The sequence below is a fragment of the Chromobacterium vaccinii genome (assembly GCF_000971335.1).
Taxonomy (GTDB): domain Bacteria; phylum Pseudomonadota; class Gammaproteobacteria; order Burkholderiales; family Chromobacteriaceae; genus Chromobacterium; species Chromobacterium vaccinii.
The window spans coordinates 89,495-108,812 of record NZ_JZJL01000007.1 but is presented as its reverse complement, the minus strand read 5'-3'; the positions used below and the strand labels follow the sequence as shown (position 1 = coordinate 108,812).

At 67.1% G+C, this 19,318-nt stretch carries 19 protein-coding genes; 9 read left to right on the top strand and 10 right to left on the bottom strand.

The features are described from left to right. Positions 1–23: 23 nt before the first annotated feature. Positions 24–635, top strand: coding sequence for a glutathione S-transferase family protein (locus VL52_RS05380; RefSeq protein ID WP_046156070.1), 612 nt, complete (start codon positions 24–26; stop codon positions 633–635). 127 nt (positions 636–762) lie between these two features. Here VL52_RS05380 and VL52_RS05375 read toward each other — a convergent pair whose 3' ends face one another. Then, positions 763–1,329 carry a carbonic anhydrase gene (locus tag VL52_RS05375; protein WP_046156069.1) on the bottom strand — a complete coding sequence of 189 codons (567 nt, stop codon included), beginning with the start codon at positions 1,327–1,329 and terminating at the stop codon, positions 763–765. 191 nt (positions 1,330–1,520) lie between these two features. On the opposite strand from VL52_RS05375, the gene VL52_RS05370 reads away from it, so the two are divergent. After that, positions 1,521–3,542, top strand: coding sequence for an NADPH-dependent 2,4-dienoyl-CoA reductase (locus tag VL52_RS05370; protein ID WP_046156068.1), 2,022 nt, complete (start codon positions 1,521–1,523; stop codon positions 3,540–3,542). A gap of 192 nt (positions 3,543–3,734) precedes the next feature. On the opposite strand, the gene VL52_RS05365 is transcribed toward VL52_RS05370, so the two are convergent. Next, positions 3,735–4,463, bottom strand: coding sequence for a class I SAM-dependent methyltransferase (locus VL52_RS05365; protein WP_046156067.1), 729 nt, complete (start codon positions 4,461–4,463; stop codon positions 3,735–3,737). A gap of 391 nt (positions 4,464–4,854) precedes the next feature. On the opposite strand from VL52_RS05365, the gene VL52_RS05360 reads away from it, so the two are divergent. Both VL52_RS05360 and VL52_RS05355 read left to right on the top strand, forming a co-directional pair. Further along, positions 4,855–6,111 (top strand): deoxyribonuclease II family protein, encoded by a 1,257-nt coding sequence (locus VL52_RS05360; RefSeq protein WP_046156066.1) that lies wholly within the window; start codon positions 4,855–4,857, stop codon positions 6,109–6,111. Positions 6,112–6,320: 209 nt separating this feature from the next. Continuing rightward, complete coding sequence (locus VL52_RS05355; protein WP_046156065.1) at positions 6,321–7,313, top strand: extracellular catalytic domain type 2 short-chain-length polyhydroxyalkanoate depolymerase; 993 nt, start codon at positions 6,321–6,323, stop codon at positions 7,311–7,313. 64 nt (positions 7,314–7,377) lie between these two features. Here VL52_RS05355 and aroG read toward each other — a convergent pair whose 3' ends face one another. The 6 genes from aroG to VL52_RS05325 all read right to left on the bottom strand — a co-directional run bounded on the left by aroG (position 7,378) and on the right by VL52_RS05325 (position 11,792). Next, positions 7,378–8,436, bottom strand: a complete 1,059-nt coding sequence (gene aroG, locus VL52_RS05350) for a 3-deoxy-7-phosphoheptulonate synthase AroG (protein WP_021478431.1) — start codon at positions 8,434–8,436, stop codon at positions 7,378–7,380. A gap of 134 nt (positions 8,437–8,570) precedes the next feature. After that, a complete protein-coding gene (gene dksA / locus VL52_RS05345; protein WP_046156064.1) occupies positions 8,571–8,981 on the bottom strand; it encodes an RNA polymerase-binding protein DksA in 411 nt (136 codons plus the stop codon). A 283-nt stretch (positions 8,982–9,264) separates the two neighbouring features. Further along, complete coding sequence (locus VL52_RS05340) at positions 9,265–9,570, bottom strand: c-type cytochrome (RefSeq protein ID WP_046156063.1); 306 nt, start codon at positions 9,568–9,570, stop codon at positions 9,265–9,267. Positions 9,571–9,649: 79 nt separating this feature from the next. Further along, on the bottom strand, positions 9,650–10,231 hold the full coding sequence (locus VL52_RS05335; protein ID WP_046156062.1) for a YggT family protein: 582 nt from the start codon (positions 10,229–10,231) through the stop codon (positions 9,650–9,652). A 9-nt stretch (positions 10,232–10,240) separates the two neighbouring features. Next, positions 10,241–11,044 (bottom strand): pyrroline-5-carboxylate reductase, encoded by an 804-nt coding sequence (gene proC, locus VL52_RS05330; RefSeq protein WP_046156061.1) that lies wholly within the window; start codon positions 11,042–11,044, stop codon positions 10,241–10,243. Positions 11,045–11,096: 52 nt separating this feature from the next. Beyond that, the gene (locus tag VL52_RS05325; protein WP_046156060.1) at positions 11,097–11,792 is read right to left on the bottom strand and encodes a YggS family pyridoxal phosphate-dependent enzyme; all 696 of its coding nucleotides are present in this window, start codon (positions 11,790–11,792) and stop codon (positions 11,097–11,099) included. 137 nt (positions 11,793–11,929) lie between these two features. On the opposite strand from VL52_RS05325, the gene VL52_RS05320 reads away from it, so the two are divergent. The 5 genes from VL52_RS05320 to thpR all read left to right on the top strand — a co-directional run bounded on the left by VL52_RS05320 (position 11,930) and on the right by thpR (position 18,033). Beyond that, positions 11,930–12,967 carry a type IV pilus twitching motility protein PilT gene (locus VL52_RS05320; RefSeq protein WP_046156059.1) on the top strand — a complete coding sequence of 346 codons (1,038 nt, stop codon included), beginning with the start codon at positions 11,930–11,932 and terminating at the stop codon, positions 12,965–12,967. An 88-nt stretch (positions 12,968–13,055) separates the two neighbouring features. After that, positions 13,056–14,192 carry a PilT/PilU family type 4a pilus ATPase gene (locus tag VL52_RS05315; RefSeq protein WP_046156058.1) on the top strand — a complete coding sequence of 379 codons (1,137 nt, stop codon included), beginning with the start codon at positions 13,056–13,058 and terminating at the stop codon, positions 14,190–14,192. A gap of 25 nt (positions 14,193–14,217) precedes the next feature. Continuing rightward, on the top strand, positions 14,218–15,831 hold the full coding sequence (locus VL52_RS05310; RefSeq protein WP_046156057.1) for a response regulator: 1,614 nt from the start codon (positions 14,218–14,220) through the stop codon (positions 15,829–15,831). A 50-nt stretch (positions 15,832–15,881) separates the two neighbouring features. Next, positions 15,882–17,495: a response regulator gene (locus VL52_RS23130; protein WP_052717381.1), complete on the top strand. Its 1,614-nt coding sequence runs from the start codon at positions 15,882–15,884 to the stop codon at positions 17,493–17,495. Between the two features lie 7 nt (positions 17,496–17,502). Next, positions 17,503–18,033 (top strand): RNA 2',3'-cyclic phosphodiesterase, encoded by a 531-nt coding sequence (thpR, locus tag VL52_RS05300; RefSeq protein WP_052717382.1) that lies wholly within the window; start codon positions 17,503–17,505, stop codon positions 18,031–18,033. On the opposite strand, the gene VL52_RS05295 is transcribed toward thpR, so the two are convergent. Continuing rightward, complete coding sequence (locus VL52_RS05295; RefSeq protein WP_046156056.1) at positions 18,030–18,815, bottom strand: TIGR00266 family protein; 786 nt, start codon at positions 18,813–18,815, stop codon at positions 18,030–18,032. The two genes, thpR and VL52_RS05295, sit on opposite strands and share 4 nt — an antisense overlap. Before the next feature lie 25 nt (positions 18,816–18,840). Continuing rightward, positions 18,841–19,317 (bottom strand): molybdopterin synthase catalytic subunit MoaE, encoded by a 477-nt coding sequence (moaE, locus tag VL52_RS05290; protein WP_046156055.1) that lies wholly within the window; start codon positions 19,315–19,317, stop codon positions 18,841–18,843. Between the last annotated feature and the right edge of the window lies 1 nt (position 19,318).

The window sequence follows — 19,318 nt, the reverse complement described above, 5'->3', positions numbered from 1 at the left end:
CCCATTTCGACTGGAGTTTCGCCATGATAGAAGTGCACCACCTGAATGAATCGCGCTCGCGCCGCATCACCTGGCTGCTGGAAGAGCTCGGACTGGATTACCGGGTGATCCGCTACCAGCGCGATCCTCAGACCCGGCTGGCGCCGCCGGAGCTGAAAGCCGTCCACCCGCTGGGCAAGGCGCCGGTGCTGCGCGACGGCGACGCGGTGCTGATCGAGTCCGGCGCCATCATCGACTACCTGATCCGCACTTATGGCAAGGGCCGCTTCGCGCCGGACATCGCCTCCTCCGACTACAACCGCTACGTCCAGCTGCTGCATTACGCCGAAGGCTCGGCGATGCTGCCCATCCTGCTGCAGCTCTACGTCGGCCGGCTGGGCGAGGCCGGCGCGCCGCTGCATCCCCGCATCCACGGCGAGCTGCAAAACCACCTCGGCTATCTGGACGGCCAACTGGCGGGCCGCGACTACTTCGTCGGCAACGATCTCTCCGGCGCCGATGTGCAGCTGTCCTTCGTCGCCCAGATCGCGGTGAAGGGCGATGGCCGCGGCCGCTACCCCAATCTGGCGCGCTTCGTCGACACGATCGAAGCGCGCCCGGCCTACCGCCGCGCCGCCGACCAGCACGGCGAATAAGAGCCGCTAACCAAACCCCTGATCCTGCGTTGCGCCTCCTTGTCGTACGACTGGTACTGCCTGCGTCGGCGCGCCTTGGCTCAGGTTCTCTGCGAGGTTTTGTTAGCGGCTCCAGCCGGCCGGCGGATCAGGCCGCGATGGTCTCCACCTTGCCGTCCAGCGCCATCAGGTAGGTTTCCACCGCCAGCGCCGGATGCTTGTCCAGGATTTCGTCGCGCAGCTTCAGCAGCGCCTTGGCGTGGATGCGGGTTTCCTTTCCCGGGTCCTGCGCGAAATCCTCGCCGAACGCCACCTTGTAGGCGCCGCAGTCGCGGTGGTCCAGCAACACCACCCGTTTGATGTGGTGCAGGTCTATCGCCACGCCCAGGTGCTGCCAGAAAGTGGCTGTCCAGTCGGGAAACTTGTCGGTGATCGACACCATCGAGGCGCCGGCCAGCACGATGTGGTCGTACTTGCCGCGCAGGTCCAGGCCGTCCATGAACTCGCCGACGGCGTGGACCAGCCGGTAATCCATGCAAGACAGCAGCAAGGCGTCGGTCCCGCCGGCGGCCCAACTGGTCCGGGGCAGGAAGCTGCCCAGCAGCACGGCGCCGCCGCCCAGGCTGGCCAGTTTCAGAAAACCGCGGCGGCCGAGCGGGCGCTCCTCCAGCGAGGCCAGGCAATCGGCGCGCTCATGGCGCGATGTTTCGCACATACTGTTCTCCTTTGTCATATTCGAATGGCCATCCAGCCGATTATAGCGGCAGCCGCGGCCGACAGCCGGCGATTCCATTGACAACTTACTTACCAGTAAGTATCTTGGCCAAAGGGTTGACATCGCCAGACGAATCAAAGGCTTGGGCGCGCCCCGCCCGGGCCGCTACAAAACGGACACGAGGAAGAAACATGAGCGCTTACCCGCACCTGCTGGCCCCGCTGGACCTGGGTTTCACCACGCTGAAAAACCGCGTGCTGATGGGTTCGATGCACACCGGCCTGGAAGAATCCCCGAACGGCTTCGAAAAAATGGCCGCCTTCTACGCCGAGCGCGCGCGGGGCGGCGTGGCGTTGATCGTCACCGGCGGCGTCGGCCCCAATGCCGAAGGCTGCGTGGCCGAGGGCGCGGCCCAGCTGTCTGACGCGCACGAGGTGGAAAACCACCGCCTGGTCACCGACGCGGTGCACCGCGAAGGCGGCAAGATCGCGCTGCAGATCCTGCACTCCGGCCGCTACAGCTTCCAGGAAAAGTGCGTGTCGGCCTCGCCGCTGCTGGCGCCGATCAACTTCTACACCCCGCGCGAGCTGTCCGACGCCGACGTCTGGCAAACCATCGCCGACTTCGCCAACTGCGCCAAGCTGGCCCAGCAGGCCGGCTACGACGGCGTCGAGGTGATGGGTTCGGAAGGCTATCTGATCAACCAGTTCATCGCCCGCGCCACCAACAAGCGGACGGACGACTGGGGCGGCAGCTTCGAAAACCGCATCCGCTTCGCCATCGAAACCGTCAAGGCGGTGCGCGCGGCGGTTGGCAGCGACTTCATCATCATCTACCGGCTGTCGATGCTGGACCTGGTGCAGGACGGCAGCAGTTGGGACGAGGTGGTGCATCTGGCCCGCGAGATCGAAAAAGCCGGCGCCACCATCATCAACACCGGCATCGGCTGGCACGAGGCGCGGGTGCCCACCATCGCCACCATGGTGCCGCGCGGCGGCTTCGCCTGGGTGACCAAGAAGCTGATGGGCCAAGTGAAGATCCCGCTGATCACCACCAACCGCATCAACACCCCGGAAGTGGCGGAAGAGATCCTGGCCGGCGGCTGCGCCGACATGGTGTCGATGGCGCGCCCCTTCCTGGCCGACCCGGACTTCGTGGGCAAGGCGGCGGCAGGCCGCGGCGACGAGATCAACACCTGCATCGGCTGCAACCAGGCCTGTCTGGACCACATCTTCCAGGGCAAGCTCACCTCCTGTCTGGTCAATCCGCGCGCCTGCCGCGAAACCGAGCTGAACTACGAAAAAACCGCCGCGCCGAAAAAACTGGCCGTGGTCGGCGCCGGCCCGGCCGGCCTGGCCTTCGCCACCGTCGCCTCCGAGCGCGGCCACGCGGTGACGCTGTTCGACGCCGCGGCCGAGATCGGCGGCCAGTTCAACGTCGCCAAGCAGATTCCGGGCAAAGAGGAGTTCTACGAAACGCTGCGCTACTTCAAGCGCCGCATCGAAACCACCGGCGTCGAGCTCAAGCTGGGCGCCCGCGTCGCCGCGGCCGACCTGTCAGGCTTCGACGAAGTGGTGCTGGCCACCGGCATCGCGCCGCGCAGCCCGGCCATCCCCGGCGTCGACCACCCCAAGGTGTTGAACTACCTGGACGTGCTGAAGCACAAGAAGCCGGTGGGCAAGAAAGTGGCCATCATCGGCGCCGGCGGCATCGGCTTCGACACCGCCGAATACCTGTGCCACGAGGGCCGCTCCACCTCGCTGGACGCCGAAGCCTTCATGCGCGAGTGGGGCGTGGACATGACGGGCGACACCGCCGGCGGCCTGGCGCCGCAAGGACCGCAGCCGCATCCAAGCCCGCGCGAGGTCTACCTGTTGCAGCGCAAGACCAGCAAGGTGGGTGAAGGACTGGGCAAGACCACCGGCTGGATCCACCGCGAAAGCCTGAAGATGAAACGGGTGAAGATGCTGTCCGGCGTCAGCTACGACCTGATCGACGACGCCGGCCTGCACATCACCGTCAAGGGCGAGCAGCAAGTGCTGCCAGTTGACAACGTGGTGATCTGCGCCGGCCAGGACCCGCTGCGCGAGCTGCAAGCGCCGCTGCAAGCAGCCGGCAAGCCGGTGCACCTGATCGGCGGGGCCGACGTGGCGGCCGAGCTGGACGCCAAGCGCGCCATCGACCAGGGCTCGCGGCTGGCCGCCGCCATCTGACCCTTCCGCCGTCCCATGACCAAGCCCCCGCTTTGCGGGGGCTTTTGTCTGCAAACGGGCCGGTTCAAAGTCTCGCGAGCAAAGGCGAGCGAAAACGGCTGAAGAAGCGGAGTGTACATGCGGCACATGAGCCTTCTGCAGCGGTACTCGCCGTGTTGCCCCTCACGACGCGCAGCAGACATTGAACAGGCTCTAACGCTGCGCGGCCACCAGCAGCAGCATCGGCCGCTCCCTTTCCTCCGCCAGCTCCGGCATCGCCGCCACCTGCCCGGCGCTGGGCCCCCAATCCTCGACGTGGCGCAGCGTGAAGCCTGCCGCCATCACCTGGTTGAGCAAGGTGCCGATGGTGCGGTGCTGCTTGATCACGCCCTCGGCCAGCCAGTGGGTGACGCGCGGGCCCTCGTCCTGGTAGCCGCTCACCGGCCAGCACCGCTGTCCTTGCGCGTCCTGTAGCCATTGCGGCTGCCGGGCGGCCATGAAGATCGGGTGCTCGATCGAGAACACCAGGCGGCCGCCCGGCTTCAACGCTTGATGGCAGGCGGCCAGCAGGCCGGCCAGGTCGGCGATGTAATGCAGGGTCAGCGAGCTGTAGACCAGATCGAAGGCGGCTGGCGGCAATTGCAGCGTTTCCAGGTCCTGGCGCCGGTATTCGATGGCGTCGTCGGCCGTCATCGCCGCGGCCTGGGCCAGCATTTTTTCAGAAACATCCAGGCCCAGCGCCGAACCGGCGCCGGCTTCGCGCGCCCAGCGGCAGAACCAGCCGTAGCCGCAGCCCAGATCTGCCACCGCGCGGCCCGCCAGCTCCGGCAGCAACGCTTGCAGGCTGGGCCATTCCGGCGCGCCGGCCAGGCCGTGGACGGAACGGTTCAACTGGCTGTAGCCATGGAAAAACTCAGGGGTGTCGTAGATGTTTTGCGTCATTGTCAAAAAACTCCATGTCGAGACATGCCGACGGCTGGGCGTTTGATGCCAACAAGACAAGCCCGGCCGCATGCGGCGGGGCTTGAGGGGACGGAGCTAGGCTCCCGGGATGCGCGCGCACTCCTCCCCCTCACCCCGCGATGGGGTGATGCCGGGTCTGGAGACGATCAGAGTATCGAGTTCGCGCATTTGTCTATTTTACCTGTTTTTCCCATCGCTTGCCGCAATGTGGGTAACTCGGCAAAACCCATGGATCTGTGGATAAGTTGACACTTGGTTAACGAGTGTTGCGGTGACGTTCGCCTTAAAACTCTCCACACAATACTCAATCAGCATGGCGCGGCCGCTCTCGCGGCTCGTTCTTAACAATACCTATCACAGGAGAAATGCCATGCCCACCCTGTCATCCTGGCGCCGCGCCTGCCTGAGCCTGGCGCTCGCCGCCGCCGCGCTGCAAAGCCACGCCGCCCCGTCGCCGCTGCTGGACGCCAGCCACCCTGTCGACTGGTGGTTCGCCTTCAAATTCAACGCCTATTCCTTCCCAGGCTGCGGCGGCGCCGCGCCGGTCAACCGCTGCCAGTTCGGCGGCGCGCCGCAGGGCTATACCAGCGCCGGCAGCTACAGCCAGCAGTACATCTACGCCAGCAGCAGCCAGCCCAGCCTCGCCCAGGGCAACGGCTGCGTCGGCGACACTCCGGCCGATCCGGTAGGCGCCACCTTCGGCCAGATCTACAACGGCGCGCTGAACTACGTGGTGTGGAACGACCAGTTCTACGACGATCCCGCCATCGCCAGGTGCTCCGGCAACGCCTGCCTGGCGCCCTGGGGCCACTCCAAGGGGGTGCTGGCCTGGGACGCGCAGGGCAACGGCGTGGTGATGCAGGTCAGCACGCCGTCGTGGCCGGCCTCCGGCAATGCCCAGTTTCCGCGCACCAGCGACGGCAACACCCTGGGTTGCGTGGCCGACAACGACGTGGAAGTCAGCCAGCACTTCTTCTCGCTGAAGCTGAGCCGCGCCGACGTGCTGGCGGTGCTGCAAGGGTTGGCCAACGCCAGCGTGGTCACCGATCCGGGCAACCCGCAGATCGTCAGGAACGGCGGCCCGGCCGACATCCAGAACGCGGTGAGCCAGCTGGGGCAGAAGTCTGACAGCGCGACGCCGCAAGTCAGCAAGCTGTCCAGCGGCGTCACGCTGATTTCCAAGCCGTCGGCCTTGCAAGTGCCGCCGTGGCAGCTGGTTTCGGCAGAGCTGGGAGGGATCGGCCTGCGCGCCGCCACCTGGTGGGAAAGCGGCAAGAGCACCGCCATCCCGAGCACCGCCAAGCCAGGCAAGCCGGCCTGCTGGGACAGCCGCCTGCCGACCCCGGGTCCGGTGGCCATCGCCACCTCCGGCAGCTGGCAGGGCCAGACCTTCTCGCTGAAGGGCGGCCCCGGCAAAAACTACAACCATGCCAAGATCGGCGTCAGCACCAGCGGCGGCGCGTCCTACGCGATCTTCGGCGACATGAACCAGGAAGGCGCGCTATCCGGCGACTGCGCCAGCTCCCAGAACGGCCGCGGCGGCCTGTTCTTCGCGCTGCCCAACGCCGCGCTGGCTCAGTCCATCGCCAAGCTGATCGGCGGCTCCACCGCCGCCGCCGCGCGCTAAGCCGCGTCCGCCGGGGCCTCGCGGGCCCCGGCCTGGAAAGCAGGCGGCTCGGCGCCTTGCCGGGCAGTCCGCTTCGCCTCTCCGACGAAAAATCGACAATTGTCATTGCCATTTGCGCGATGATTTGCCATTTTCATCATGAACACCCGCTCGCCGTTTTCCGCCTTCCCATCCCGCCGGCCGCGCCGGCATGCTTCCAAGGAGCGTTGATGAAACTCAAATCCTTGCTGTGCCTGGCCGCCGCGCTGCCGCTGGCGGCCTGGGCCGCCGATCCGCTGCCCGCCTTCCATGGCGACGCCAAGCAGTCGTCGGTTTCCGGCCTGTCGTCCGGCGCCTTCATGGCGGCGCAGTACCAGGTCGCCTATTCCGCGTCGGTGGTCGGTGCCGGCGTGGTGGCCGGCGGCCCCTACTATTGTGCCCAGGGCTCGCTGCCCGGCACTGTGGCCTGCATGGCCGGCCCGCCGCCCCAGCCGGCTCAGCTGCTGGCCAGCGCCAAGCAGTTCGCCGCCGCCGGCCGCATTGATCCGCTGGCCGATCTGGCCAAGCGCCGGGTGTACCTGTTCAGCGGCACCCAGGACAACACGGTCCGCACCCCGGTGGTGGACGCCGCCGCATCCTTCTTCCAACTGGCGGGCGTGCCGGCGGCGCAGATCGCCTACCAGAAGCAGCTGCCGGCCGGCCACGCCCAGATCACCCCGGCCTACGGCAACGACTGCGGCGCCACCGCTTCTCCCTACATCAACCATTGCAGCTGGCAGGGCCAGGGCTACGACCAGGCCGGCCTGATCCTGCAGCACATCTACGGCGCGCTGCAGGCCAAAGCCTCGGCGCTGACCGGCCGCATCGTCCGCTTCAACCAGAAGCCTTACGCCGCCGCCGGCAGCAGCCTGGCGGACGAGGGCTTTGTTTACGTGCCGCGCGCCTGCGCCGAAGGCGAAGCCTGCAAGGTGCACATCGCGCTGCACGGCTGCCAGCAGTACGCCGGCAAAGTGGGCGACGCCTTCTACGCCCATGCCGGCTACAACAACTGGGCCGACAGCAACCGCATCCTGGTGCTGTATCCGCAGACCACCACCTCGGCGGCCAATCCTCAGGGCTGCTGGGACTGGTTCGGTTACACCGGCCCGGCCTACGCCTGGAAGAGCGGACTGCAGATGCGGGCGCTGAAGGCGATGGCCGACCGCCTGGTTTCGGCGCCCTGAGGCGAAGCGGAAACGACGATGCCCCGCCAAGGCGGGGCATCGGGCGGCCGAAACCGGCTGGCGCTTACGCGGCGGCGCGGCGCGCCTTGACCGCGTCGGCCAGCTGGCGCAGCAGCTTCTCGGTATCGTCCCAGCCCAGACAGCCGTCGGTGATGCTCTGGCCGTACTTCAGCTCGCAGCCCGGCTTCTGGTCCTGGCGGCCCTCCACCAGATGGCTCTCCACCATCACGCCGAAGATGCCGCGCTCGCCGCCGGCGATCTGGCCGGCGACATCGGCGCTGACCTCCATCTGGCGGCGATAGTCCTTGCGGCTGTTGGCGTGGCTGAAGTCCACCATCAGCTTCTGCGGCAGGCCGACGGCCGCCAGCTCGGCGGCGGCGGCGCGCACGTGCTCGGCCGAGTAGTTGGGCTCCTTGCCGCCGCGCAGGATCACGTGGCAGTCCGGGTTGCCGCCGGTGGAGACGATGGCGGAATGGCCGGTCTTGGTCACCGACAGGAAATGGTGCGGCACGCTGGACGAGCGGATCGCGTCGACGGCGATCTTCAGGTTGCCGTCGGTGCCGTTCTTGAAGCCCACCGGGCAGGACAGGCCGGAGGCCAGCTCGCGGTGCACCTGGCTTTCGGTGGTGCGGGCGCCGATCGCGCCCCAGCTGATCAGGTCGGCGAAGTACTGCGGCGTGATCATGTCCAGGAATTCGGTGGCGGCAGGCATGCCCAGGCTGTTCAGCGTCAGCAGCAGGCGGCGCGCGATGCGCAGGCCGGCGTTGATGTCGTAGGACTCGTTCAGGTGCGGGTCATTGATCAGGCCCTTCCAGCCGACGGTGGTGCGCGGCTTCTCGAAATAGACCCGCATCACCACCACCAGCTCGTCCGCCAGCGCGGCGCGCAGCGGCGCCAGCTTCTGCGCGTACTCGACCGCGGCGTCGACGTCGTGGATGGAACAGGGGCCGATCACCACCAGCAGCCGGTCGTCCTCGCCGCGCAGCAGGGCCGAGATCTCGCGACGGGTGTTGTAGATCAGCTCGGACGCCGATTCGCTGATCGGCAGTTCGTACAGGTGGGCGATCGGAGGAAGCAGTTCCTTGATTTCACGGATTCTGACGTCGTCGGTCTGGCGTTGCATGCGGTAGTCCCTTGTGGCTATGTCGTTTTCTGCATAGCAGCAAGATAACCGGATTTGTCCGCGGGTGACAACCGCCAGACAAAAAGCGCCACGGCCTTGCGGCGGTGGCGCTTGATGTCGGGAAGAGGCGACGCTTAGTCGGCGTACTGGCGCTTCATCCGTTCGCGGCGCTCCTGCGCCTCGACCGACAGCGTGGCGGTCGGACGGGCCATCAGCCGCTTCAGGCCGATGGGTTCGCCGGTGTCTTCGCAGAAGCCGTAGGAGCCGTCATCGATCTGGCGGATGGACGCCTGGATCTTTTGCAGCAGCTTGCGCTCGCGGTCGCGGGTGCGCAGCTCCAGCGCGTACTCTTCTTCCAGAGTGGCGCGGTCGGCCGGATCAGGCGTGGCTTCCTGTTCCTGCAGGTGGTTGGCAGTGGCGTTGGCGTTTACCAGCAACTCCTGCTGCATTTGCAACAACCGTTCCTTGAAAAACTCAAGGTGGTCGGCGTTCATGTAATCATCGCCTTCCCAGTTGAGGATATCCTGTTCGGTCAGCTTGGCCATGTTTGGTGCTTCCAGCAGAGTTGGCAACAGGCGGAGAAGATTACCGGCGGGCAAATGTTTGCGCAACTGTATTCAGCGCGAAATCCCAATAATCACCGATTGCACTAACATTTTATATAGCCCGTTTCAGTACCGATAACAAGTCCGCCCGAATTGGCAGAAATATAATGGGAATGCCGGTTTCGACCCCTGGCCCCCTTACAAGTTCAAAGGCGGCAAAAGCCGCCTTTGAATTCGGGCAAATCCGTTGCGGACTTGCCTCATTACAGCCGGACACCGGTGTTTATTTCTGGCTCAGCACCCACTTCACCAGCGCCTTCAGATCAGCGTCGGGAATATTCGGATGCGGGGTCATCGGGATCGGCCCCCAGACGCCGGAACCGCCGTTTTTCACCTTGGCGATCAGCTTGGCCTCGGCGCCCTTGTCGCCGGCATATTTCTTGGCCACATCCTTGTACGCGGGGCCGACCAGCTTCTTGTCCACCGTGTGGCAGGCGGTACAGCTATATTTCTGCGCCAGCTGCATGTTCGCCATCGCCGGCGCGGCGGCGGCGCCCAGCAGCAGAGCGGCGAGCAAGGTTTTTTTCATCGTGGTTCTCCCTATCGCGTTTCACGTGGCCGCCCGGACAGGCGGCCATTGTCAAAAGTATGACAAATAACCTGTTTTATCATCCCATGACATTGAGTTGGGTCAAGAACACTGCTTCAAGCCAAGCCACCGGCGCCGCCAGGATCACCCAGACGATCACCGACAGCGCCATCGGCGCCAAGTCCACGCCGCCAACCACCGCGCGGCGGAATGGCCGCAGGAACGGCCGGGTCAGGCTGTCCAGCACCGGCGCCAGCGGATTGTAGGGATTCACCCAGCTGAGCACCGCCTGGACGATCACCGCGCCCAGCAGCAGCTTCAGCGACAGCTGGAACACCGCCAGCACCGACCACAGCGACAGCACCATCCAGGCCTGCGGCAGCGCGAAGATCTCCGGCCGCCACCACAGCAGCACCATCAGCACCCGCGCCAGCATGCACACCAGCCAGGCCAGCAGCAGGGTGGCTGTGTCGTAGCTGCGCACCGACGGCACCAGCTTGCGCGTCGGCAGCACCAGGAAGTTGGTGGCCGCCACCACGAATTGGCACAAGGGGTGCTTGAACGGCGCGTGGGCGACCTGCAGGTAGAATCGCAGCACCAGCACCAGCGCGAACAGGTCGGTCAGAATCTGGATCAGGGATTGCAAGGTAGAAACGAACATGATGCGGCATCACTCCTGGCTGAGTTCGCGGCCCATCTCGATCGAGCGGTCGCGGCAATCCATCGCGCCGGCGACGATGGCCGCCTTGACGCCTTCGGCTTCGAAGCGCGCGATCGCGCGCTCGGTGGTGCCGCCCTTGGACATCACGTTCCGGCGCAGCTCGGCCACCGGCAGCGGGCTCTGCCGCGCCAGCTCCACCGCGCCGTCGAACGTCGCCAGCGCCAGCTCGCGCGCCTGGACTTCGCTGAAGCCGGCTTTCACGCCGGCCTCTATCATGCTTTCAATGAAATAGAACACATAGGCCGGGCCGCTGCCGGACACGCAGGTGATGTCGTCGATGCCGGCCTCGTCGGCCAGCCACACGGTCAGGCCGGCGGCGCGCATCACGGTCTCGGCCGCCTCGCGGTCGGCGGCGGACACCGCGGCGTCCGCGTACAAGCCGGACACGCCCTTGCCGACCATGGCCGGAGTATTGGGCATCACCCGCACGATGCGGCGACTGCCCAGCCAACGCGCCAGCGCATCCAGGCGGATGCCGGCGGCGATCGACACCGTCAACGCGCCGTTAAGCACAGGCGCCAGCGCCAGGCACAGCTCGCGCAGCTGCTGCGGCTTCACCGCCAGCACCACCACGTCGTCGGCGGAAAAGCGCTCGGGCAGAGCCTGGCCGCCGCTGACGCCGAAGTCGGCCGCCAGCTGGTCCAGCTTGTCCTGCTGATGTTCGACCACGTGGATGCGGTGGCCGCCCTGGCGGGCCAGTCCGCCGATGATGGCGCCGGCCATATTGCCGCCGCCGATGAATGTGATCCGCATAGCGTCCCCTTGTGTATGCGTCGGCTCCGGCGCGCGCCGGAAACCGGGATGTTCAATGTTGGTAGTCGCGCTGGCCGAAGATGGCCGAGCCCACCCGCACCAGCGTGGCGCCTTCGGCCACCGCCGCCTCCAGGTCGGCCGACATGCCCATCGACAATGTGTCGAGCGCCAGCCCCTCGGCGTTCAGTTGCTGCAGCAGGCCGCGCAGCCTGGCGAACTGCGCCGCCAGCCGGGCGGCGTCCTGCGTCGGTTCCGGAATGCACATCAGGCCGCGCAGGCGCAGCCCGGGCAGCGCCGCCGCCGCGCGCGCCAGCGCCGCGGCCTCCTCGGGTGCGCAGCCGCTCTTGCTGTCCTCGCCGGACACGTTGACCTGCACGCAGACGTTCAGCGGCGGCAAAACGTCCGGGCGCTGCGCCGACAGCCGCTCGGCGATCTTCAGCCGGTCGATCGAGTGCGCCCAGTGCGCGCGCTCGGCGACGACGCGGGTCTTGTTCGACTGCAGAGGCCCGATGAAGTGCCATTCTATATCCAGGCCGGCCAGCGCCTCGCACTTCTGTTGCAACTCCTGCACATAGTTCTCGCCGAAGGCGCGCTGGCCGCAATCATAGGCGGCGCGCAAGTCATCGGCGGGAAAGGTCTTGCTGACCGCCAGCAGCGTCGCGGCGCCCGGCTCGCGGCCGGCGGCGGCACAAGCCGCGTCCAGCCGCAGCCGCACCTGCTGCAGTCGGGAAGAAAGGGAATCGGTCATGTCGTTTTCATTTCCGTGAAGCGCCCGGCGTGGACGCGGCGGGGATATCCGGCCGCCCGGCAAGCGCATACAATGGATTGCGTATCCGGCCATGCCAACGGGAAACCGGCGGGCGACTATGCATAGTGGAGAATTATATGGAAATTTCCGAGCTCCTGGCTTTTACCGTCAAGAACAAGGCTTCCGACCTGCACCTGTCGGCCGGCCTGCCGCCGATGATACGGGTCAACGGCGACATCCGCCGGATCAACCTGCCGCCGCTGGACCACCATGACGTGCACGACATGGTGTACGACATCATGAACGACTACCAGCGCAAAACCTTCGAAGACACCTACGAGTGCGACTTCTCGTTCGAGCTGCCCGGCATCGCCCGCTTCCGCGTCAACGCCTTCATCCAGAACCGCGGCATGGCCTCGGTGTTCCGGGTGATTCCCAGCAAGGTGCTGACGCTGGAGCAGCTGTCCGCGCCGCGCATCTTCCAGGACATCGCCAACTACCCGCGCGGCCTGGTGCTGGTGACCGGCCCCACCGGCTCCGGCAAGTCGACCACGCTGGCGGCGATGATCGACTATGTCAACGAAAACGCCTTCTCGCACATTCTTACCGTGGAGGACCCGATCGAGTTCGTCCACGAAAGCAAGAAGAGCCTGATCAACCAGCGCGAGCTGGGCCTGCAGACCCACAGCTTCGCCAATGCGCTGAAAAGCGCGCTGCGCGAAGACCCGGACGTGATCCTGGTCGGCGAATTGCGCGATCTGGAGACGATACGGCTGGCGCTGACCGCCGCCGAAACCGGCCATCTGGTGTTCGGCACGCTGCACACCAGCAGCGCGGCCAAGACCATAGACCGGATCGTCGACGTGTTCCCCGCCGGCGAAAAGGAAATGGTGCGCTCGATGCTGTCGGAATCGGTGCGGGCGGTAATCGCCCAAACGCTGCTGAAGACCAAGGACGGCTCGAGCCGGGTGGCCGCGCACGAGATCATGATAGGCACGCCGGCCATCCGCAACCTGATCCGGGAGAACAAGATCGCCCAGATCAACTCGATGATACAGACCGGCCAGCAGCACGGCATGCAGACGCTGGACCAGTGCCTGGCCGACCTGACCCGGCGCAATATGGTGTCGCCGAACGAGGCGCGGGCCAAGGCCAGCAACAAGGACGCGTTCTGAGTCCCGCCGCCGCGGAGGAAGGCCGCGAGCGCCCGCCGCGACGATAGCGGGCTAGACTGTATCAGCAGCTCACGCAGGAAACGCCGCCATGGAAAAAGACCAGGCCTCCAAATTCATCCAAGACCTGCTCAAGCACGCGACAGGCAAGAACGCCTCCGACATCTTCATCTCCGCCGACTTTCCGCCGGCGATGAAGATAGACGGCAAGATCACCCCGGTGGCGCCGCAGGCGCTGACCGCCCAGCAAAGCAAGGAGCTGGTGCGCGCGGTGATGAACGACCGCCAGACAGAAGAGTTCGAGGCCAAGAAGGAAGCCAATTTCGCGATCAACCCGCCCGGCGTCGGCCGCTTCCGCGTCAGCGCCTTCGTCCAGCAGGGCATGGCGGGCATGGTGCTGCGCAAGATCAACACCGACATCCCCACCTTCGACCAGCTGACCCTGCCCGAGGTGTTGAAGGACATCGCGCTGATCAAGCGCGGGCTGGTGATCTTCGTCGGCGGCACCGGCTCGGGCAAATCCACGTCGCTGGCCGCGCTGGTGGATTGGCGCAACACCCATAACCAGGACCACATCATCACGATCGAAGACCCGATCGAGTATGTGCACACCCACAAGAAATCCATCGTCACCCAGCGCGAGATCGGCGTGGACACCGAGAGCTGGGAAATCGCGCTGAAGAACACGCTGCGCCAGGCGCCGGACGTGATCCTGATGGGCGAGATCCGCGATCGGGAAACCATGGCCTACGGCCTGCAGTTCGCCGAGACCGGCCACCTGTGCCTGGCGACGCTGCACGCCAACAACGCCAACCAGGCGCTGGACCGCATCCTCAACTTCTTCCCCGAGGAACGCCACCAGCAAGTGCTGATGGACCTGTCGCTGAACATGCGCTCCATCATTTCGCAGCGGCTGGTGCCGCACAAATCCGGCAGCGGCCGGGTGGCGGCGGTGGAGATCCTGCTCAACAGCCCGCTGGTGTCGGACATGGTGTTCAAGGGCGAGATCGCCGGGCTGAAAGAGGTGATGGGGCGCTCGCGCGAGGCCGGCATGCAAACCTTCGACCAGTCGCTGTTCGAGCTGTTCGAGGCCGAGCTGATCACCTACGAGGATGCGCTGCGCAACGCCGACTCGATCAACGACCTGCGCCTGAGAATCAAGCTGTACAGCGAAAGCGCGCGCAACCGCGACCCGCTGGAAGGCATAGACCACCTGGATATCGTCTGAGACCGGCCCCGCGCCGGCACCCGCCATGCAATTCGACGCCAACACCACCGTACTGATCATCGAAGACTCCCACACCGTGCGCCAGGGGCTGCGCACCATGCTGTCCATGGCCGGCATCACCCGCTCCGAAGCCGTCAGCAACGCCAGCGAGGCCCGCAACCGGCTGCGCGGCAAGCACTACGAAGTGGTGCTGTGCGACTACAACCTGGGCGAGGGCATGGACGGCCAGGAATTGCTGGAAGCGATGCGCAAGGGCGGCAACCTGCCGCTGTCCACCATCTGGATCATGATCACCGGCGAGCGCCATTACGAACGGGTGGTGGCCGCCGCCGAGATGGCTCCCGACGACTACATCCTCAAACCGTTCGCCTCCCAGCTGCTGCTGGACCGGATGAACCTGGCCGGCCAGCGCAAGACCTTCCTCGCGCCGGCGCACAAGCTGCTGGCCCAGGGCAAGGTGGAGCAATCGATACAGGTGCTGCTGCAACTGGCGCGCGAGACGCAGAACGCGCAGTACCGGCTGGACGCCAAGCGCCTGGCCGCCGAGCTGCTGGTCAACGAGGGCCGCCAGGGCGAGGCGCTGACCATCTACCAGGAGCTGCTGACCCAGCGCGTGATCCCCTGGGCCAAGATGGGCGTCGCCCGCATCGTCGCCGAGCAGGGCGAAAGCCAGGAATCCAACGCGCTGCTGCGCGAGATCATCGCCGACGCGCCGCGCTACACCGACGCCTACGACCTCTTGGCGCAGAACCTGATCGACGACGGCCAGTACCAGACCGCCGCCGTGGTGCTGGAAAAGGCGGTGGCGATCTCGCCGCGCAACTTCAACCGGCTGAAGAGCTGCGGCACCGCGCTGCTGCGCTGCGGCGACCCGTCCAAGGCCGCCGACTACCTGCAGCGGGCGGTGGAAATCGGCCGCAACAACAATTTCTTCGGCCCCGACGTGCTGGTGGACCTGCTGCAGGCCTACAGCGAGAGCGGCCAGACCCAGCAGCTGGACCGGCTGCAGGCGGAGATCGCCGGCCGCATCGACGAGCTGCCCGGCGGCAAGCTGACGATGGCCGTGTGCCGCGCGCTGACCGCGCTGGCCCAGCAGCGGCCCAGCGACGCGCTGGCCCAGCTGCAGGGCGTGGCCGGCGAGCTGCGCGCCCGCGAAACCGACTTCTCCTCCGCCCAGCGCTTCCTGTCCGCCGCGGTGCGGCTGCCGGCCGAGCTGAGCAACGAGCTGCCGCAGCAATGGGGCCACGGCATCGCGCTGCGCTTCGCCGACGGCCGCCACGAACTGGGCACGCTGCTGGAAATCTCCCACAAACACGAAGCCGGCCACGCCGCCATCGAAAACGCCTACGAAACGCTGCAGCAGGAGAGCAACAAGGCGGTGGAGCTGGCCGGCAACGGCAAGCTGGAAGAAGCCGCCACGATGCTGTACCAGCTATCGCAGGAAACGCTGAACGAACGCATCAGCATGAACGCCTGCGCGCTATTGCTGCGCAACTGCGAAAACCGCCACAAGGCGAACCGCGACTTCGCCGAGGCGCAGCGCCAGGTGCAGCGGCTGATCGATTGGCTGCCGGAAGACAACGAGCGCGTGCGCGGCTTCCTGCGCCGGCTGCACGCGCTGAACCCCGACTGCGAATAAACCCGCCCGGCAACCCTTCCGCCGGCGCGCCGGCCAACGCGAGAGGCGATATGGCATTCGACGAAAACACCACGGTGCTGATCGTGGACGACGCCCACAGCATGTCCCAGGGCATACGCGCCATCCTGGCCATGGGCGGCGTCACCCAGTCGGAAACCGCCAGCCACGCCGGCGAGGCGCAGAACCGGCTGCGCGGCCGCCGCTACGACGTGGTGCTGTGCGACTACAACCTGGGCCTGGGCATGAACGGCCAAGAGCTGCTGGAGGCGACCCGGCGCTCCGGCGCGCTGCCGCTGTCCACGCTGTGGGTGATGATCACCGGCGAGCGCAACTACGGCCAGGTGGCCAGCGCCGCCGAGCTGGTCCCCGACGACTACATCCTCAAACCCTTCACCACCCAGCAGCTGCTGGATCGGCTGGAGGCGGCCGCCCGGCGCAAGGCCTTCCTCTCCCCGGCGCACCGGCTGCTGGACAAGGGCAAGACCGAGCAGGCGATCCAGACCCTGGGCGGGCTGATCGCCGAGGCCGACAGCCGCCAGCGGCGGCTGGACGCGCAGCGGCTGTGCGGCGAGCTGCTGGCGCGCGAAGGGCTGCACGAGGCGGCGCTGCGGCTCTACCGCGAGGTGTTGTCCAAGGATGAGCTGCCCTGGGCCAAGATGGGCGTCGCCCGCATCCTGTCCGAGCAGGGCGACGGCGGCGGCGCCAATACGCTGCTGGACCAGGTGATCGCCGAAGCCCCGCGCTACACCGAGGCCTACGACCTCTTGGCGCAGAACCTGACCGACGACGGCAAGTATTCGGACGCCGCCGGCGCGCTGGAAAAGGCGGTGGCGATCTCGCCGCGCAACTTCAACCGGCTGCACCACTACGGCACCTCGCTGCTGCGCAGCGGCGACGCTACGCGGGCGGTGGAGCCGCTGCAGCGCGCGGTGGACATCGGCCGCGGCAACAGCTTCTTCGGCCCGGAGGCGATGGTGGACCTGCTGCAGGCGCGCTGCGAAAGCGGCCAGACCCAACAGCTGGACCGGCTGCAGCACGACATCGCCGCGCGCCAGGGCGAGCTGCCCGGCGGCCCGCTGACGATGGCGGTGTGCCGCGCGCTGACCGCGCTGGCCCAGCAGCGACCGCAACAGGCCGAAACCCACCTGGCCGAAGCCGCGGAATGGATAAGCGCGCCGGAAACCGATTTCGGCAGCGCGCTGCGTTTCCTGTCGGCGGCGGCCAAGCTGCCCGACGGGCACGGCGCCGAAAGCGCGCCGGACTGGGCGCGATCCATCGCGCTGCGCTTCGCCGACAGCCGCCACGAGCTGGGCAGCCTGCTGGAAGTGGCCGCGCCGCGGCCGGCTTGCGGCGACGCCGCGCGCGCCGCCTACGCCGAGCTGCAGGACAAGAGCCGCGCCGCGCTGGAGCAGGCCAACCAGGGCAAGCTGGAAACCGCCGCCGCGATGCTGCACGGCGAGGCGATGCGGACGCTGAACTGCCGGCTGGGCCTGTACGGCTGCGCGATGCTGCTGCGCATCGCCGAAAACCGGCAGGAGGCCGGCCAGGACTACGCCGGCGAGATGCAGAGCCTGCGCGAGCTGCTGCACTGGCTGCCGCACGACAACGAACGGGTGCGCGGCTTCGTCAAGCGCCGCCAGGCGCTGATCCGCCACGAGGATTGAGGCCGGCATGCGCGCCTTCCTGGCCTGCCTGCCGCCGCCGGAATGCCTGGCCAAGTTGCAGGCATGGCAGGAAAGCTTGCGGCGACAGGCCGGCGGCCGCGCGCTTGCCCCGGCCCAGCTGCATCTGACCTTGGTTTTCCTGGGAGAACTGACGCCGCTGCGGCTGCAACAAGCCGCCGACTGCGCCGAACGGGCGGCGGCCAATCTGCCGCCCGCCATCGTTCTGGACGGCTGCGGCAGCTGGCGCGATGTGGGCTGGTGCGGACCGGCCCATCCGCCGCCGGCGCTGCGCGCGTGGGTGGAGCGACTGAAAACGGAGCTGCGCGCGGCGGGTTTGGCCATCGAGACGCAAGCCTACCGCCCGCACCTGACCTTGCTGCGCCGCCTGGCGCGGCCGCTGCCGGAACAGGCGCTGCCGCCGTTGGCTCTGCCATTGGAGGAAGTGGCGCTGCTGGCGTCCGAACCGCTCGCCGACGGCGCCCGCCATTACCGGCTGGACGGCTGGCGCCGCCAGCCCGGGCCAGTTGACGCGCCCTAGTTCTTGTCGCTGAACAGGCCGCCCAGCAGCGAGCCCTGTTCTTTCGATTCCCCGCCGGCGCGCGGCGCGGCGGCGACGATGCGGTCAGCCAGCCGCGACAGCGGCAGCGATTGCAGCCACACCCGCCCCGGGCCGGTCAGCTTGGCGAAGAACAGCCCCTCGCCGCCGAACAGCGCGCTCTTCAGCTTGCCGACATATTCGATGTCGAAATCGACGCTGGGCTGGTAGGCCACCACGCAGCCGGTATCCGCCCGCACCGTCTCGCCCGGCTGCAGCTGCAGCTCGGTCAGCGCGCCGCCGGCATGGAGGAACACGTAGCCGTCGCCCTCCAGCTTCTGCATGATGAAGCCCTCGCCGCCGAACAGGCCGGTGCCGATGCGCTTCTGCCAGGCCAGGCCCAGGCTGACGCCCTTGGCGCCGGCGAGAAAGCTGTCCTTCTGCGCGTACAGCACGCCGCCCAGCTCCAGCAAATGCACCGGCACGATCTTGCCCGGCGTGGCGGCGGCGAAGGCCACCTTGCGCCGGCCGTGCGACTGGTTGGCGAACACCGTGGTGAACACCGACTCGCCGGTCAGCAGCCGCTTGCCGGCGCCCAGCAGCGAACCCAGCACGCCGCCGTCGCGGCCGGAGCCGTCGCCGAACACGGTGTCCATCGCGATGCCGTCCTGCATGTAGTACAGCGCCCCGGCCTCGCCGACCGCGGCCTCGCCCGGGTCCAGATCCACCTCGACGTACTGCATGTCGTCGCCGAACACCTGGTAGTCGATCACGTCCATCGTCATGCCCAACCCCCTTCGCAATCTCCGATCAAGCTTGGCCGGCCGGATCGTCCCAGCGCGCCGCCGCCGCCTCGTCGCTGGCCTTGGCATCCACCCAGTGGCGGCTGCCGTCGGCCAGGATTTCGCATTTCCAGAACGGCGCCTGCCGCTTCAGATAGTCCATCAGGAAGGAAGCGGCCTCGAAGGCGTCGCGGCGATGGCCGCTGGCCGCCACCACCAGCACGATGTCGTCGCCCAGCGCCAGCCGGCCGACGCGGTGGATCAGCGTCACCCCCTTCAGCGACCAGCGCTTGCGCGCCTCGCAGACGATGTCGGCCAGCGCCTTCTCGGTCATGCCCGGATAATGCTCTAGCTCCAGCGCCACCACATCCTGGCGGTCGCCATAGTCGCGCACCAGGCCGGTGAAGCTGACCACCGCGCCGCAGGCCGGATTGGCCGACCAGCGCCTCACCTCGGCGCCGACATCGAAGTCCTCGGCCTGCACCCGGATATGGTTGACGGTCATC

Bases quoted from the DNA above. Each gene is read 5' to 3' on its own strand.
- VL52_RS05380 (WP_046156070.1), top strand. From the start codon at position 24: ATGATAGAAGTGCACCACCTGAATGAATCGCGCTCGCGCCGCATCACC.
- VL52_RS05375 (WP_046156069.1), bottom strand. From the start codon at position 1,329: ATGTGCGAAACATCGCGCCATGAGCGCGCCGATTGCCTGGCCTCGCTG.
- VL52_RS05370 (WP_046156068.1), top strand. From the start codon at position 1,521: ATGAGCGCTTACCCGCACCTGCTGGCCCCGCTGGACCTGGGTTTCACC.
- VL52_RS05365 (WP_046156067.1), bottom strand. From the start codon at position 4,463: ATGACGCAAAACATCTACGACACCCCTGAGTTTTTCCATGGCTACAGC.
- VL52_RS05360 (WP_046156066.1), top strand. From the start codon at position 4,855: ATGCCCACCCTGTCATCCTGGCGCCGCGCCTGCCTGAGCCTGGCGCTC.
- VL52_RS05355 (WP_046156065.1), top strand. From the start codon at position 6,321: ATGAAACTCAAATCCTTGCTGTGCCTGGCCGCCGCGCTGCCGCTGGCG.
- aroG (WP_021478431.1), bottom strand. From the start codon at position 8,436: ATGCAACGCCAGACCGACGACGTCAGAATCCGTGAAATCAAGGAACTG.
- dksA (WP_046156064.1), bottom strand. From the start codon at position 8,981: ATGGCCAAGCTGACCGAACAGGATATCCTCAACTGGGAAGGCGATGAT.
- VL52_RS05340 (WP_046156063.1), bottom strand. From the start codon at position 9,570: ATGAAAAAAACCTTGCTCGCCGCTCTGCTGCTGGGCGCCGCCGCCGCG.
- VL52_RS05335 (WP_046156062.1), bottom strand. From the start codon at position 10,231: ATGTTCGTTTCTACCTTGCAATCCCTGATCCAGATTCTGACCGACCTG.
- proC (WP_046156061.1), bottom strand. From the start codon at position 11,044: ATGCGGATCACATTCATCGGCGGCGGCAATATGGCCGGCGCCATCATC.
- VL52_RS05325 (WP_046156060.1), bottom strand. From the start codon at position 11,792: ATGACCGATTCCCTTTCTTCCCGACTGCAGCAGGTGCGGCTGCGGCTG.
- VL52_RS05320 (WP_046156059.1), top strand. From the start codon at position 11,930: ATGGAAATTTCCGAGCTCCTGGCTTTTACCGTCAAGAACAAGGCTTCC.
- VL52_RS05315 (WP_046156058.1), top strand. From the start codon at position 13,056: ATGGAAAAAGACCAGGCCTCCAAATTCATCCAAGACCTGCTCAAGCAC.
- VL52_RS05310 (WP_046156057.1), top strand. From the start codon at position 14,218: ATGCAATTCGACGCCAACACCACCGTACTGATCATCGAAGACTCCCAC.
- VL52_RS23130 (WP_052717381.1), top strand. From the start codon at position 15,882: ATGGCATTCGACGAAAACACCACGGTGCTGATCGTGGACGACGCCCAC.
- thpR (WP_052717382.1), top strand. From the start codon at position 17,503: ATGCGCGCCTTCCTGGCCTGCCTGCCGCCGCCGGAATGCCTGGCCAAG.
- VL52_RS05295 (WP_046156056.1), bottom strand. From the start codon at position 18,815: ATGACGATGGACGTGATCGACTACCAGGTGTTCGGCGACGACATGCAG.
- moaE (WP_046156055.1), bottom strand. From the start codon at position 19,317: ATGACCGTCAACCATATCCGGGTGCAGGCCGAGGACTTCGATGTCGGC.